The organism is Pectobacterium brasiliense (assembly GCF_013449685.1).
GTDB lineage: Bacteria > Pseudomonadota > Gammaproteobacteria > Enterobacterales > Enterobacteriaceae > Pectobacterium > Pectobacterium brasiliense_A.
In genome coordinates, this window is record NZ_JACDSF010000048.1 from 29280 (window position 1) to 44861 (window position 15582).

Sequence of the window (15582 nt, forward strand, 5' to 3'; positions counted from 1 at the left end):
CTGCACGACCCACCACTTCCGCAAGGTGATTCCTCTCTGAAGTAAATCCACCCAATGTTATGTATTGCACGTGTCGTGTAGGTGAGAACCTGCGCTCAGGTTTGAGCCGAGCGAAGCGAAACAGCAACGCGCTAGCGTTGACCCCAAAGGGGCGAGGCCAAAGGCCGAGTCATCCTGCACGACCCACCACTTCCGCAAAGTGATTCCTGTCTGAAGTAAATCCACCCAATGTTATATATTGCACGTGTCGTGTAGATAAAATTCTACTCAATTGCTCCGCATTAATTTTATTAATATTCAATAAAATACCGCAGCCTTACTCAGCTACGGCACCTAAATATCATGCCAGTACGGCTAAATCCGCAGCATCAAAACCGCGTAATTGATCAGTCTGACCAGAACGCACTTTTTGTACCCATTGCGCATCAGAAAGCAGGACTCGTCCTACCGCGATCAGATCAAACTCCTGTCGCTCCATCCGCGCATGCAGATTGTCCAATGCCGCCGTGCCAGAACCTTCACCACCAAACGCAGCAAAGAAATCCGAGCTCAACCCCACCGAGCCAACGCTGATTGTCGCCGCACCTGTCAGTTTTTTCGCCCAACCGGCGAAGTTCAGCCCTTCCGTCCCATCAACCTGCGGGAATTCAGGCTCCCAGAAACGACGCTGGGAACAGTGAAGAATATCCACACCGGCCTCAACCAGCGGCGCTAGCCAGTCCGTCATCTCCTGTGGGGAACTCGCCAGACGCGCGCTGTAGTCCTGCTGCTTCCACTGACTCACACGCAGGATCAGCGGGAAATCCTCACCAACAGCGGCCCGGACAGCACGAATTACCTCAGCGGCAAAGCGAGAGCGTTCGCGGATCGTTGCGCCACCAAAGGCATCTTCACGCTTATTCGTGCCCGACCAAAAGAATTGGTCGATCAGGTAACCATGTGCACCATGCAGTTCCAGCGTGTCAAAACCCAATCGTTTTGCATCCGCCGCAGCGCGAGCAAACGCCGCCACGGTATCAGCGATATCTTCTTCGGTCATCACCACACCGCGAGGCTCATCTGGACCGACGATTCCCGAGGGGCTTTCAACAGGCGCATCGGGCTCCCAGCCACGTCCATGGGTTGACCCCGTATGCCAAATTTGCGGCCCAATACGTCCACCAGCGGCATGAACCGCTTTCGCCACCGCGTCCCAACCGGCCAATGCGGCTTCGCCATGAAAAAGCGGGATTCCTGACATATTACGCGAAGCGGGACGATCGACTACCGTTCCCTCTGTCAGAATCAGCCCAACTCCCCCTTCGGCACGGCGGCGATAATATTCAGCCTGCGCTGCGCCAGGAATGCCATTTTCAGCCATACCTCGCGTCATCGGTGCCATAACAATGCGGTTAGGAAGGGTTAACCCTTTCAACGTGAAGGGACTAAACAGAACATCATCAGACATAAATATTTCCTTTTATGATTTAACGCTATCGCGGCGTTGAATATCGATTAGAAACTCAATTCATGCGGTTGTACAACAACTCTTGCCACATAACGCATCGTAACATCACCCTATATCTGGATTTTGATTATTCAGACCGAGTTCCTTTTTCATAACATCTTGTTATTGCATTATTCCCATCCATCATTAGACCGCCACAATCGCGGTGCTATGCTTATCTGCGTTTACGATATTCACGTAATTTTTTGACAGAAAATATCAAATTTATTGGTTTTCTATTCAGCCCCTAAATCGACGACACTGCCGCACTATACAAAGCATTGCCAACAAGAACTTTTTGCTCACTTATGAGGTTGTCTATTATGATTTCTCAGTTGAATCAGTGGTTCACGCGTTTAACCGATCATCCTGATGCAGGTAAACTTTTACTGCGTTTAACCGTGGGTATTCTGCTGCTGTTTCACGGCGTAGCAAAAATTGAGCACGGTGTAGGCTGGATCGTACAGATGCTGCAAGGCGCAGGTCTGCCTGGTTTTATCGCTTATGGCGTTTATATCGGCGAGGTTGTTGCTCCGATTCTGATTATTCTGGGCGTATTTACCCGCATTTCTGGCCTGATTGCCGCGCTGACGCTGGTTGTAGCGACACTGATGGTTGGCACAGGTAAATTCTTCACCCTGACTAAAGTGGGTGCCTGGGCGCTGGAAGTGGAAGCGCTGTATTTCTTCGCGGGCATTATCATCATGCTGGTCGGTAGCGGTCGCTATTCTGTTGCCTCTAACCCCGCTTATCGCTAATCCTTGCCACCCAGCAGGTGTTGACGACAAAAGCAAAAAACCCGCGGATTCGCGGGTTTTTTATTTCGATGCCGTATCGATCAAATTTCCCAATCGTGGCTATAACGCTTGGGTTTGAACTGAATCACATCGCCTTTCTGTAGCCCGTGCAAACTTGCATCGTCTTTTGCAACTTCCGCTTCAATCAGTTCAGACTGCTCACCCAGCTTCAACGACAGACGCGTCAAAGCACCGAGTGGGCGAATATCTCGCACTGTCACTGCCTGATAGCCTTCCTGCGCCTGAACGGATAACGACACTTCATGCGGACGGAACAAAATCGTCTCTTCCGTCTGCGCCACTTTCAACCGGTTACTGTCGCCAAGGAAATGGTAAACAAACTCGCTGGCTGGGTTGTTATACACCTCCGCTGGCGTGCCGATTTGTTCAATCACACCTTTGTTCATCAGCACGATGCGGTCGGCGACTTCCATCGCTTCTTCCTGATCGTGCGTCACAAAGACTGACGTCAGATCGATATCTTCATGCAGTTGAGACAGCCAGCGGCGCAACTCTTTACGTACCTTGGCATCCAGTGCGCCAAAAGGTTCATCCAGCAGCAGGATGCTCGGCTCGACGATCAACGCACGCGCCAGTGCAATACGCTGGCGTTGGCCGCCGGAAAGCTGTTCAGGATAGCGATCCCCCAGCCAATCCAGCTGTACCAAATTCAGCAATTCATGCACTTTCTTTTCGATTTCACTCTTTGATGGCCGGATATTTTTCGGCTTCATTCGCAGCCCAAACGCCACGTTATCGAACACCGTCATGTGACGGAACAGCGCGTAGTGCTGGAATACAAACCCCACGTTGCGTTTACGCACATCGTGAACGGACACATCCTGGCCGTGGAAAATAATACTGCCGCTATCCGGCTGTTCCAGCCCGGCGATAATACGCAGCAGTGTTGTTTTACCGCAGCCCGATGGCCCCAACAACGCCACCAGCTCGCCGCTGTGGATCGACAAATTAATCTCGTTCAGCGCCCGGAACTGACCAAATTGTTTATTAATATTGCGAATCTCAATGCTCATTTTTGGCCAACTCCTGTTGTTTCTCTATTTGCTTCGTCAATCGGCTTTCACTCCACTGGCGCAGCAGCAGCACTACCAGTGACATAATTAGCAGAAGGATCGCCACGCTGAAAGCCGCAACGATGTTGTACTCGTTATAAAGAATTTCAATATGCAACGGCAGCGTGTTCGTCAAACCGCGAATATGGCCGGAAATGACGGAAACCGCGCCAAACTCCCCCATCGCACGCGCAGTACACAACACCACACCGTAGATCAGCGCCCACTTCACATTCGGCAGCGTGATGTGCCAGAACATTTGCCAGCCATTCGCACCCAGCAGCCGAGCCGCTTCTTCCTCCTGCGAACCCTGCTCTTCCATCAGCGGAATCAACTCACGGGCAACATAAGGCAGCGTAACGAAAATTGTCGCCAGCACGATGCCTGGTACGGCGTAAACAATTTGCAGATCGTGTTCGAGCAGGAAGGGATAGATCTTACTTTGCGCCCCAAATAGCAGCACATACACCAGCCCCGCAACCACAGGGGAAACGGAAAATGGCAAATCGATCAGCGCCAGTAGAAAGCTCTTGCCACGAAATTCGAATTTCGTCACGCACCACGCTGTCGCCAGCCCGAACACTACGTTTAGCGGTACAGAAATGACGGTCGCAAGCAGCGTCAGCTTAAGTGCAGAAATCGCATCCGGCTCGGTAATTGCGTCCCAAAATGCGCCGACGCCTTTATCCAACCCCTGAGTGACGACCATCATCAGCGGCAGCACCAGAATCAGGAAAAAGACGACCCACGCGAGTGAAACCAGAATGTAATAGGCGGCGGGCTGTTTTTTTCTTTTAGCCGCGCTGGCCTGAGCGGAAATAACCTGTTCCATGAAGACCAGCCCTTACAGTTTCGGTTGAATGCGGCGCTGCAACACATTAATCAGCAGCAGCATAATGAAAGATACCAGCAGCATGAATACGCCGATCCCAGTTGCTCCTTTGTAGTCATACTGATCGAGCTTAGAGACGATCAGTAGCGGCAGAATTTCGGTTTTAAACGGAATATTCCCCGCGATAAATACTACGGAACCGTATTCCCCAATGCCGCGAGCAAAGGCCAGCGCAAAGCCCGTCAGCCACGCGGGTAACAGCGCAGGCAGCAAGACATGGCGGAAAACCTGAAGCGGACGCGCGCCAAGGCAGGCGGCAGCTTCTTCCACTTCTTTCGGAATATCGGCCAGCACCGGTTGTAGCGTCCTGACCACAAAAGGCAGCGTGACAAAAATAAGTGCCAGCGTGATACCGATGCCGGTGTAGGCAATTTTGAACGGAAACAACGAGCCAATCAGGCCATTCGGCGCATACAACGCCGTCAGCGCAATCCCCGCCACGGCGGTTGGCAGCGCAAAGGGCATATCGATCATGGCATCGATCACTTTACGGCCGGGAAAGGTATAACGCACGAGCACCCAGGCCAGCAGCGTCCCGAGAATGCCGTTAATCAACGCTGCGGCCAGCGCCGTACCAAACGAAAGCCGCAGGGAGAAAAGCACCTGACGGCTGGTGATCAGATCCCAAAACTGACCAAACGTTAGTTGGCTGGCATACAAAAACATCCCCGCCAACGGAATGAGGACAATTAATCCTAAATAGCTCAGGCTAAACCCTAACGTTAGCCCGAAACCGGGGATCACTGAGGAAGAACGTTGTGACATACCGTGCCTTTAATTTTCATACTCACTACCCAGCCAACAACTGCTTGCCGACGCGCGCAACCTGACAGAAAGGTTAAAGCGGCAGATCCTCTGCCTTCTTAACCTGAAAAAAGCCGCTAGGGTGATAGCGGCCTTAATCCGTCAGACATTAAAAACTTACTTATTAATCTCTTTAAAGATGGCGTCGAACACACCGCCGTCGTTAAAGAATTTGTCCTGTGCCGCTTTCCAGCCGCCGAAATCCTTATCAATCGTCACCAGATTCACCGGTGCAAACTGATCTTTAAACTCTTCAGCGATCTTGGCATTACGTGGACGGTAGAAATTTTTACCGATGATGCGCTGCGCTTCATCGCTGTAGAGGTATTGCAGATAGGCTTCGGCCTGCTTCTGCGTTCCCTTACGCTCAACGACTTTGTCGACAACGGCAACCGGTGGTTCAGCCAGAATCGACAGAGACGGTGTCACGATCTCAAGCTGATCGCCGCCCTGCTCTTGCAGAGACAGGTAGGCTTCGTTTTCCCATGCCAGCAGCACATCGCCTAGTTGACGTTGCACAAAGCTGATCGTTGCCCCACGCGCACCGGTATCCAGTACGGGTGCATGGCGATACAGTTCAGTGACAAATTTCAGTGCGGTTTCATCATTGCCACCCGGTTGTGCTTTGGCATACGCCCACGCCGCCAGGAAGTTCCAACGCGCACCACCAGAGGTTTTCGGGTTTGGCGTGATCACTTCAACACCCGGCTTCACCAGATCGTTCCAGTCTTTGATTTGCTTCGGATTACCTTTACGCACCAGAAAAACGATGGTCGAGGTATAAGGGGTGCTGTTGTCAGGCAGACGTGCCTGCCATTTAGGATCGATCAGCTGTTGATTCAGGTTTAAGGCGTCAATGTCACCCGCCAGCGCCAGCGTCACCACATCGGCCTGCAAGCCGTCAATCACCGAACGTGCCTGCTTTCCAGAACCGCCGTGCGAGTTTTTGATAGTGATATCTTCACCGGTGGTCGCTTTCCAATGCTTAATAAACGCCGCATTGTATTGCTGATACAGTTCGCGCGTCGGATCGTAAGACACGTTTAATAATTCGGTAGCCGCCGAGGCCACACCGGAAAACAACAGTGCTGCCGTAGCAACAGATAACCCCAGACGACGTATTGACATTCTTATCACTCCCTAATGCTCGAAAGTATCAGATGAAATCATGACGGATGTGACTGATTAATAAATTAAATAATTCGATTTGCAGGAAAAAAACGTTATCGTTTTGAACCGCGTACATGCCGCTTGAAATAGGACGGATATATCAGGCTGACAACATGGAAGTGACAATAGTGGATATAAGGAAGGGGCAAAAATATTGTTTCGCGATAATTTATGCTATCGCGTTATATTGTTAATGATTATGTAATAGTTTTCAGTCTAAGCAATTTTGTTGCTGCGGTAATATTTTACGACGGGATATGAGGTAACCCTGATGCCGCGCGGCATCAGGTGAATGCGGTGCAAGCTAAACTTGAATCATAGTGGGCGTAAAACAACGAGTCTTTCTGCCTTATTCTTCTTCGTCCAGTTGCAAAGCCACGTACAGCAGCAGACGATCGTCGAAATTCCCCAGATCTAACCCCGTCAGTTCTGAGATGCGGTTAAGGCGATATTCCAGCGTATTACGGTGGATAAACAGCGCTTTCGCCGTCGCGCCGGGCTGGACGTTGTTACGGAACCAGGCACCCAACGTCCGACGCAGCAGACCATTGCCGTCCATTGCTTTAAGCTTCGAAAGCGGACGCACCAGCTCATTTGCCTGCCAGCCGCCGCGCAGGCTGTCCAGCAGCACAGGTAACATCAAATCCTGATAGTAATAACAGCGCTGGGCGGGCATACGCTGCTTACCTACGCTCATGGTCGTTCGTGCCGTGCGGTAGGAGCGTGCGATACTGCCGGGGCCCGAAAAATAGTTCCCCAGCGCCAGCCGTACCCGTAGCCGACTGCTTTCCGCCATACGCGACATCAGCGTATCCACGCGACGTCGGTGTTCCTCTGCATCCCAGCGCCCGTGGCTGTTCAGCGCCGGTTTTAGCACCACCATTTCCGTCAGAGAAACGATAGCGATCAGGTTGTCACGTTCCGGCGTGGTCAGCAACGTCTGCAACTGCTGTAGCTCGGCCATGGCAGAGTCAACACCGAGCTGCCCGCTGTCCACTTCGATCACCGCCGCGACGCGAGGCTTATTTAGATCGATGCCTAAACGCTGCGCCCACTCCATGAGAGCGGGAGACAGATCGTCGGTGCGAATCAGGTTCAGTACCAGCTCTTCACGCAGGCGGCTATCCTGCGCCAGCATATGCAGCAGCCTCGCCTGCTCCAGCATCATTTCCGCCGTCATACAGACAAGCTCGCCGTATTGCCGTAGCTGGCTGGGATTCCCGGTCAGGCCGATGACGCCAACGATTTCACCGTCGATGCGCAAAGGTAAATTGATGCCCGGACGCACACCGTGCAGGTGACGCGCCACGGCATCATCAATATCGACGACCCGCCCCTGTGAAAGCGCCAGCAGCGCGCCTTCGTGCAGTTCCCCCAATCGTTCCTGATCGCCACTGCCGATAATCTTACCGCGAGCATCCATCACGTTGATATTACTATCAATGATCTGCATGGTCCGCGCGACAATATCCTGTGCCATCTTGGCATTGAGATGATACGACGCCATTTTTACCTCTGAGAGGAACATTGACAATTGCACCAGCATACCGCCACACGGTGCGCCACACATTGTGCAAATTAACAAAGAAACGGGAATTAGATTAAATCTGTGGAAGAACTCACAAAAGCACGTTGATAGAGCAGGAAGAAGTGGCCGAGTACCTGAATACCCGGCCAGATAGGTAACGTAACAAATTGTCTTAAAAGGTAATTATTAACGTAGACGCTGAACCGTTCGATTACTGAGCCAGCAGATAAATCGTGTCATTACCGCGACGAACGTTCAAGGCCAATACGGCTGGTTTGCTGTCCAGAATTTTACGCAACTCACCAATATTCTGTACCGGCTGTTGGTTAACCCCCAGAATAATGTCGTCCTTCTTCAGGCCAATTTTAGCCGCCGCGGAACCGGGTTTGACGTTATCCACCTTGACGCCTTTTTTGTCGTCCACCTGAGTATTGCTCAGCTCGGCACCTTCAATGCCAGAGTAGAGATTACCGGAAGCCACCTGAGCCTGATTGCTCTGTTGCAGCGTCACCTCAACCGTCAGCGGTTTACCCTCACGCAGCAGTCCCAGCGCGACTTTGCTGCCCACTGGCAGCGATCCAACCTGCGCACGCAGCGCAGAGAAGCTGCTGACCGCCTTACCATTCAGCGTGACGATCACATCGCCCGCCTTGATGCCCGCTTCATCTGCCGCTGATTTAGGTCGCACTTGACTCACAAACGCCCCGCGCTGTGCATCAACTTTCATCGCCTGCGCCAGTTCGGAGTTCAGCTCCGTCCCGGTGATGCCCAGCTCGCCGCGCTTCACTTCGCCAAATTCGACAATCTGTGCCACGACGCTTTTCACCATATTGCTGGGGATAGCGAAACCAATCCCGATATTGCCGCCATCTGGAGCAAGAATCGCGGTATTCAGCCCAACCAGCTCCCCGTTCAGGTTAACCAGCGCACCACCGGAATTCCCCCGGTTGATCGCCGCATCGGTCTGAATAAAATTCTCATAATTTTCAATATTCAACCCGCTACGCCCCAGCGCGGACACAATGCCCGATGTCGCCGTTTCGCCCAGACCATACGGGTTACCAATCGCGACGGTATAATCACCGACCCGCAGTTGGTCAGAATCTGCGACCTTAATCGCCGTCAGGTTTTTAAAGTCTTTCAACTGCACCAGCGCGATATCTGAACGTGGATCTTTGCCTAACACTTTGCCGTCATATTTGCGGCCATCGCTGAGTCGAACCTGAATCTTATCGGCGTTATCCACCACATGGCTGTTGGTCACCACGTAGCCTTTTTCTGCATTAATCACGACGCCCGCGCCCAGCGCTTGGAAATTTTCCTGCTGCGACGGCTGACCATCGTCGTCACCGTCTCCCTGACACATCGGCGATGACTGGAACGGCGATCCCTCCTGACAGAAAGGCGAGTTTTCACCAAAAAACGGCTGAAGCTGCGGTGGAATACCTTCTTTTCCCGCATTGCCCGCATGGGTCGTATGCCCTTCCACATAGATGCTCACCACGGAAGGCATGACGTTTTCCAGCATAGGGGCCAGGCTGGGTAATTGACCCGATGACGCGGCAGACGCCGCTGACTCAGCGGCATTCGCCGTGGTGGAGCCCATCGCCATCGCCAGACTTAACGCCAGCGCACTCAGAACCAGTGATTTTCTTTTCATAGGAGGTTATCTCATAGTAATCAACACGCGAGTCTTACGGCCCGTGTACCCGACACCGGGTACACTCAGTGGTCGTGCTGTATGAGATAAATATGGACCAACAAGGTTCCCGAGGGGAAGATCGTGAAGCGTAAGGAAATATTGAACGGCTTTACAAAAGTCGCGATTTCCGTTGCGGCCTGTTCATCGCTAATCTGCCGCCATCAGCTTGCGGTATTCGTCGTAGGCGTACAAATCGGTCATACCGCTGATGTAATCCTGAATCAGGCGCGCCCGATAATAATATTCACGGATGACGCGCTCGATTTCGGGTAATCCCTCCAACTCAGCAACCGCTTCACAATAGGCCAGACAGTGCTTGCTGGATAATTTGTGATAAAGCCGCGTTTCAATCGGATAGCGTTTGTGCGTATCGTCGCTAACAAGCTGGCTGAAATCCTGATAGGGCATCTCGAGCAGCGGGCTATAAATATCCAGCAGGCCGCGAATCACGCGATCCCCCTGTAGCTCCAGCTGTTCAACTTCATGATGATTAAAAACGTGCTTTAAAGCGACGCGTTTGAAAATGCCCAGCAGGCGGTTCTGTGGGCTGTCGTCCTCAAGCAACGCCTGATTGAACGAACCGGCATAAATTTCCGGCAGGTTGTCGATAAAACGCTGTGCGGAATGCGGCACCATCTGCCCCACGGTATGAACACGGAGATTCATGAAGAACTGATCGTCGTGGCTACGCCATTGAAAGCGTTCACGTTCTTTGTAAGCACGTTCAATCGTTTTAGCGAAGATGTCTTTCTCTGCCCCTGCGCCCCAATTTTCGCGCAGACGATCGTAAAGTTCGTCGATCGTCAGGATATCTTTCTCGATGGCGTCCTCAAGATCCGCGATGCAGTAGGACACATCATCGGCCGCTTCCATAATGTAACTCAGCGGGTGACGATGAAATTCGCCCATATCCAGCGCTTCACGCAGTGTGGCGACAAACGCTTCCTCTGCCAGATAGTAGCCCGGCTTCTTCATCAAATAATCGTAATCCGCCGGAAGCTCGCCATGCCAATACGCGGGACGGGTGTATTTCAGAATGCAGGCCACCTGCCCGTAGGTCAGATTAAGTTTCAGTAACGTATGCACCAGCCGGATAGCCTGTGCATTACCTTCAAAGTGACTCAGATCCTGCCGGATTTGCCCACGTAGATCGTCCAGTCCGTCCTGCTGCATCCGCAGCGTAGGCACTCTACAGTCATCGACGCGCTCTGGGGATTCACTGTCCAGATAGTGGCTATCCAGTAATTTTCTGAACCACTGATTAATCGCCGATTCGCCAAAATGCCCAAACGGCGGATTGCCGATGTCATGCATCAGGCACGCCATTTCGACCAGACTTTCAAACGGCGTTTCTCTGTCGTTCAGACCCAGCGACGCCAGCCGCCCGTCGACTTTCAGGCGGTGCAAAATCTCTTTGGCGATATAGCGGCCAACCTGCTGAACTTCCATTGAATGGGTCAGACGGGAGCGGACGGCCGCATTACGTTCTAGCGGAAAGACCTGGGTTTTTTGCTGTAAGCGGCGGATGGCAGCGGAGTTAATAATACGACCCCGATCGCTCTCAAACTGGCGCACAATCGTATATTCATCCTCAGCCGTTTTAGGTCGACTGAAATGACGCTGAAAGCTCATTTTTTTGGCGAAATCGATACCAGACATACGGTTCTCCCTATCATCCCGCTACAGCACAATAATGGACATTCCATCTCATCCCGCTAGCCATGATAGACTAACATCAGCGATATACACCTAATGCTGGTCATTTAACGATCGAGATACACGGTGCGACCACAGGGGTGAGGCATCCCTGCGGGAACCTCCCACTGTGTTTCCCCTAAAATGGGACTTCAGTGACCAGCATTAGGTATACGCCTTCCATTTATAACAGAATTTGCGGGGAACCTTATGAAAGTCGGTATTATCGGCGCGATGGAACAAGAAGTAACGCTGCTGCGCGATCGGATTGAAAACCGTCAGACCTTCCAGCGTGCGGGTTGCGAAATCTACACCGGACAAATCAACGGCGTAGACGTCGCCCTGCTGAAATCCGGTATCGGCAAAGTCTCCGCCGCGCTGGGTACCACGCTGCTGCTGGAACACAGCAAGCCAGACGTGGTCATTAACACCGGTTCCGCCGGCGGACTCGCACCGACATTGAACGTCGGTGATATCGTCGTTTCCGATGAAGTGCGCTACCACGATGCTGACGTCACGGCCTTTGGCTATGAACCCGGCCAGATGGCGGGCTGCCCTGCCGCTTTCCTTGCCGATGAAAAACTCATCGCGCTGGCGCAGGAAGTGATTGCCGAGTTGCAACTGAACGCGGTACGCGGCCTGGTTGTCAGCGGCGATGCCTTCATTAATGGCGCAGAGCCGTTAGCCCGTATCCGCACCACCTTCCCGAAAGCGATTGCCGTAGAAATGGAAGCGACGGCGATCGCCCATGTCTGCCACCAGTTCGCCGTCCCGTTTGTGGTTGTACGCGCGATTTCTGATGTGGCCGATAAAGCCTCACACCTGAGTTTCGATGAGTTCCTGAGCGTTGCAGCACAGCAATCAACGCGGATGGTAGAAGCGATTCTGGCCAAGCTGGCCGCACGCTAATCGTGACAGTCAGGCTCCTCTGCTGGCTGACTGGGCTGCTGCTCTGCTCTGTCGCTTATGCCATTCCGCAACGTGTGATCAGTCTCGCACCACACGCGACGGAAATGGCCTATGCGGCAGGCATGGGCGAGCAGTTGATTGCGGTCAGCGCCTGGTCAGATTACCCGCCAGAAGCGAAAAAGCTGGAACAGGTGGCTTCCTGGCAGGGAATCAACCTGGAGCGGATCCTTGCCCTCAAGCCCGATCTGATTCTGGCGTGGCGCGAGGGTAATCCGCAGCGGCCGCTGGAACAGCTCGCCAATTTCTCGATTCCTATCGTTTATCTGGATGCGAAGACGTTAGACGATATCCCAGCGTCACTACGACAGCTGGCAACCTACAGCCGCGATCCTGAGCAAGCCGAACGCGCCGCGACAGATTTTCAGCAGGAAATAAGTGAACTCCAGCACGCTGGCAAGGCACCTCACGCCGCACCATTGCGGGTATTCATTCAATTTGGCACTCAACCGCTGTTTACTTCTTCGCAAGCAACGCTGCAAAGCCAGATCGTTTCACTGTGCGGCGCCGAAAATGTCTTTAGCGACAGCCCGGTGCCCTGGCCGCAGGTCAGTCGTGAACAGGTGTTAAGACGCCAGCCGCAGGCCATTATTGTCGGCGGTGCGCCAGATAGAATTGCCAGCGTGCAGGCGTTTTGGCAGCCGCAATTAGCGGTTCCGGTCATCACCGTCAATGAAGACTGGTTTAGCCGCAGCGGCCCTCGTTTACGCTTGGCTGCCCGGCAAATTTGTTCTCAATTAGCCGAGTTAAGACCCACGCTTTCGTCAGCGAAGTGATTGTTAATTAACAGAGTGAAATCATAGACACTATTCCGTGTTGATTACCACCCAGCGATAAAACCAAAGCAAAACGAAATAAGAAAACGTTGAACCGATATCGGTTCTTTAAACCAGTTAGCTTTAACTATGAAAAATGCGTTGCTTTACGCAGGCTTACTTATGGCAGCCTGTAGCACGGCATATGCAGGAAGTCAGGGCGGGCAGATTAACGCTCAACTGACGATACTACCGGCGTGCGACGTAACGCCTCAGTCCGGTCAATATCAAATGTAACGTAGCTTCTGTACCACAACCTAAAATGACTAAGTCACATATTCAGGTCGATCAGGCAAAATTTTCGACCTCTGCGGCAAAAATCGCATAGGGTACGGAAACGCGTCTGATTACGGTCGAATGGTAATCACAGTAAAAACACGAGACGTATTCTTTTAATTAACGCGTCTTGTGACAGATTGCTTGTTTACTATGCCCTAAATAATTCGAGTTGCATGAAGGCGGCAACCGAGCGAATCCCCAGGAGCTTACACAGGTAAGTGACTGGGGTGAGTAANNACAAGCAGCTTGAAGTATGACGGGCATATAAAAAAACCGTGTCTTGTTGCCGAGACACGGTTTTTATTTTTCAGTCGGTCAATCACCGCAATGCAGGATCAGACGCTGAAAGAGGAACCACAGCCGCAGGTGGATTTCGCATTCGGATTCGTCACGATAAAGCGAGAACCTTCCAGACCTTCGGTATAATCCACCGCACCGCCGACCAGATATTGCAGGCTCATCGGATCAACCACCAGCGCCACACCTTGTTTCTCAATGGTCATATCGCCGTCGTTGATTTGATCATCAAAGGTAAAACCATACTGGAAACCGCTACAGCCGCCGCCTGTGATATACACACGCAGTTTCAGCTCTGGGTTTTCTTCATCAGCAATCAGGTTTTTCACCTTGCTTGCCGCCGCATCGGTAAATTGCAGAGGCAGTGCTGCTATATCATCGCTCATATTTTTACTCCCAACTCAGGGCTTATCAGGTGATAGACCCATATTCATACGCTTATTATCCGGCAGTATGCGAAAACGTTCAAGATTTGACAGAAATTGTTGAATTAATCGCCGCATTATGCCGCCTCCTCTCCCCCACAGCCAGTACTCTCTGTGGGTATGGCGCGGTGAGTTTTCAAGTGAAAACCCGCACAGCGATTTCATAACGGCGGTCAGTTCATTAGAATACCCCTACATTTTACGATCAAGACCAGTCAGGACTGCGTAATGAACAAATCTGAAAGCCTGTATGCTGCGGCGCAACAACTTATTCCCGGCGGTGTAAACTCACCCGTTCGTGCTTTTAACGGCGTTGGCGGGACTCCGCTGTTCATCGAACGGGCTGATGGCGCTTATCTCTATGACGCTGACGAGCAAGCGTACATTGATTACGTGGGATCGTGGGGCCCGATGGTGCTGGGGCACAATCACCCGGCAATCCGTGATGCGGTGATCGCCGCAGCAGAACGCGGCCTGAGCTTTGGCGCGCCGACAGAAATGGAAGTGCAGATGGCGCGTCTGGTCACCTCGCTGGTGCCGAGCATGGATATGGTGCGGATGGTCAACTCCGGTACAGAAGCCACAATGAGCGCGATCCGTCTGGCGCGCGGTTACACCGGTCGCGACAAAATCATCAAATTTGAAGGCTGCTACCACGGCCACGCCGACTGTCTGCTGGTGAAAGCCGGCTCTGGTGCGCTGACGCTGGGCCAACCTAACTCCCCCGGCGTTCCGGCTGATTTCGCCCGCCACACGCTGACCTGCGTCTATAACGATCTGTCATCCGTTCGCGCCGCGTTTGAACAATATCCTGACGAGATCGCCGCGATCATTGTCGAACCTGTTGCGGGCAACATGAACTGCATCCCACCGCTGCCAGATTTCCTTCCTGGCCTGCGTGCTCTGTGCGACGAGTTTGGTGCCCTGTTCATCATCGATGAAGTGATGACCGGTTTCCGTGTGGCGTTGGCAGGTGCACAGTCGCACTACGGCGTAGTGCCGGATCTGACCTGTCTGGGGAAAATCATCGGCGGCGGCATGCCAGTCGGCGCATTCGGCGGTAAGCGTGAAGTTATGCAGGCGCTGGCACCGACCGGCCCGGTTTATCAGGCGGGAACGCTGTCCGGTAACCCGATTGCCATGGCCGCAGGCTTTGCCTGTTTGACTGAAGTCGCGAAACCCGGCGTACATGAAAAGCTCACCGCGTTGACCAATCAGTTGGCTGATGGCCTGCTGGCTGCCGCGAAAGCCGAAAACATTCCGCTGGTGGTGAATCAGGCAGGCGGCATGTTCGGCCTGTTCTTCACCGATGCGGAGAGCGTCACCTGCTATCAGGATGTGATGAAGTGTGACGTCGAACGCTTTAAGCGGTTCTTCCACATGATGCTGGAAGAAGGTGTTTACCTCGCGCCGTCCGCGTTTGAAGCGGGCTTTATGTCGCTGGCGCATACGCCACAGGACATCGATCGCACCATCGAAGCCGCGCAACTCTGCTTCTCCCGCCTGTAAAACGGACTCGTACACAATGGCGTCATTCAGTGACGCCATTGTTGCTCAATACCCGCCTCTGCTCCGCCCCCACTTTTTTCGTCAGGATTCTCGTTTGAGAATGACAAGCCCTCTTAAATTGGTTATGAGTAAGGCTATGTTCCT

13 protein-coding genes and 1 other RNA gene are annotated in these 15582 nt (G+C 52.7%); 5 read left to right on the forward strand and 9 right to left on the reverse strand.

Annotated features, from left to right (window positions below; genetic code table 11):
• The first annotated feature begins 61 nt into the window (after positions 1-61).
• A non-coding RNA gene (locus H0248_RS17605) (RtT sRNA) lies at positions 62-189 on the forward strand.
• Between the two features lie 151 nt (positions 190-340).
• On the opposite strand, the gene H0248_RS17610 is transcribed toward H0248_RS17605, so the two are convergent.
• Positions 341-1447 (reverse strand): NADH:flavin oxidoreductase, encoded by a 1107-nt coding sequence (locus tag H0248_RS17610; RefSeq protein WP_180786901.1) that lies wholly within the window; start codon positions 1445-1447, stop codon positions 341-343.
• Between the two features lie 362 nt (positions 1448-1809).
• On the opposite strand from H0248_RS17610, the gene H0248_RS17615 reads away from it, so the two are divergent.
• Entirely contained in the window at positions 1810-2244 is a 435-nt protein-coding gene (locus H0248_RS17615; protein ID WP_180786902.1) for a DoxX family protein, read from the forward strand.
• Positions 2245-2324: 80 nt separating this feature from the next.
• Here H0248_RS17615 and H0248_RS17620 read toward each other — a convergent pair whose 3' ends face one another.
• From H0248_RS17620 to dgt, 7 genes are all read right to left on the reverse strand, one after another.
• Entirely contained in the window at positions 2325-3317 is a 993-nt protein-coding gene (locus tag H0248_RS17620; protein WP_180786903.1) for a sulfate/molybdate ABC transporter ATP-binding protein, read from the reverse strand.
• Positions 3307-4188, reverse strand: a complete 882-nt coding sequence (gene cysW, locus H0248_RS17625) for a sulfate ABC transporter permease subunit CysW (protein WP_039476046.1) — start codon at positions 4186-4188, stop codon at positions 3307-3309. The genes H0248_RS17620 and cysW overlap by 11 nt, the downstream gene beginning before the upstream one ends.
• Positions 4189-4200: 12 nt before the next feature.
• A complete protein-coding gene (cysT, locus tag H0248_RS17630) occupies positions 4201-5013 on the reverse strand; it encodes a sulfate ABC transporter permease subunit CysT (RefSeq protein ID WP_180786904.1) in 813 nt (270 codons plus the stop codon).
• Between the two features lie 156 nt (positions 5014-5169).
• A complete protein-coding gene (locus tag H0248_RS17635; protein WP_369987577.1) occupies positions 5170-6174 on the reverse strand; it encodes a sulfate ABC transporter substrate-binding protein in 1005 nt (334 codons plus the stop codon).
• 397 nt (positions 6175-6571) lie between these two features.
• Positions 6572-7729, reverse strand: a complete 1158-nt coding sequence (locus H0248_RS17640; protein ID WP_010280713.1) for a CdaR family transcriptional regulator — start codon at positions 7727-7729, stop codon at positions 6572-6574.
• Between the two features lie 232 nt (positions 7730-7961).
• Positions 7962-9410, reverse strand: a complete 1449-nt coding sequence (gene degP / locus H0248_RS17645) for a serine endoprotease DegP (RefSeq protein WP_180786905.1) — start codon at positions 9408-9410, stop codon at positions 7962-7964.
• A gap of 189 nt (positions 9411-9599) precedes the next feature.
• Positions 9600-11111 (reverse strand): dGTPase, encoded by a 1512-nt coding sequence (gene dgt, locus H0248_RS17650; RefSeq protein WP_180786906.1) that lies wholly within the window; start codon positions 11109-11111, stop codon positions 9600-9602.
• Between the two features lie 246 nt (positions 11112-11357).
• On the opposite strand from dgt, the gene mtnN reads away from it, so the two are divergent.
• Both mtnN and btuF read left to right on the forward strand, forming a co-directional pair.
• A complete protein-coding gene (gene mtnN / locus H0248_RS17655; RefSeq protein WP_039280650.1) occupies positions 11358-12056 on the forward strand; it encodes a 5'-methylthioadenosine/S-adenosylhomocysteine nucleosidase in 699 nt (232 codons plus the stop codon).
• Positions 12057-12058: 2 nt separating this feature from the next.
• A complete protein-coding gene (btuF, locus tag H0248_RS17660; protein ID WP_180786907.1) occupies positions 12059-12889 on the forward strand; it encodes a vitamin B12 ABC transporter substrate-binding protein BtuF in 831 nt (276 codons plus the stop codon).
• Positions 12890-13542: 653 nt separating this feature from the next.
• Here btuF and erpA read toward each other — a convergent pair.
• Complete coding sequence (erpA, locus tag H0248_RS17665; RefSeq protein ID WP_005969047.1) at positions 13543-13890, reverse strand: iron-sulfur cluster insertion protein ErpA; 348 nt, start codon at positions 13888-13890, stop codon at positions 13543-13545.
• 267 nt (positions 13891-14157) lie between these two features.
• Between erpA and hemL the strand changes: the two genes are divergently transcribed.
• Complete coding sequence (hemL, locus tag H0248_RS17670) at positions 14158-15438, forward strand: glutamate-1-semialdehyde 2,1-aminomutase (RefSeq protein WP_039551475.1); 1281 nt, start codon at positions 14158-14160, stop codon at positions 15436-15438.
• Positions 15439-15582 lie beyond the last annotated feature (144 nt).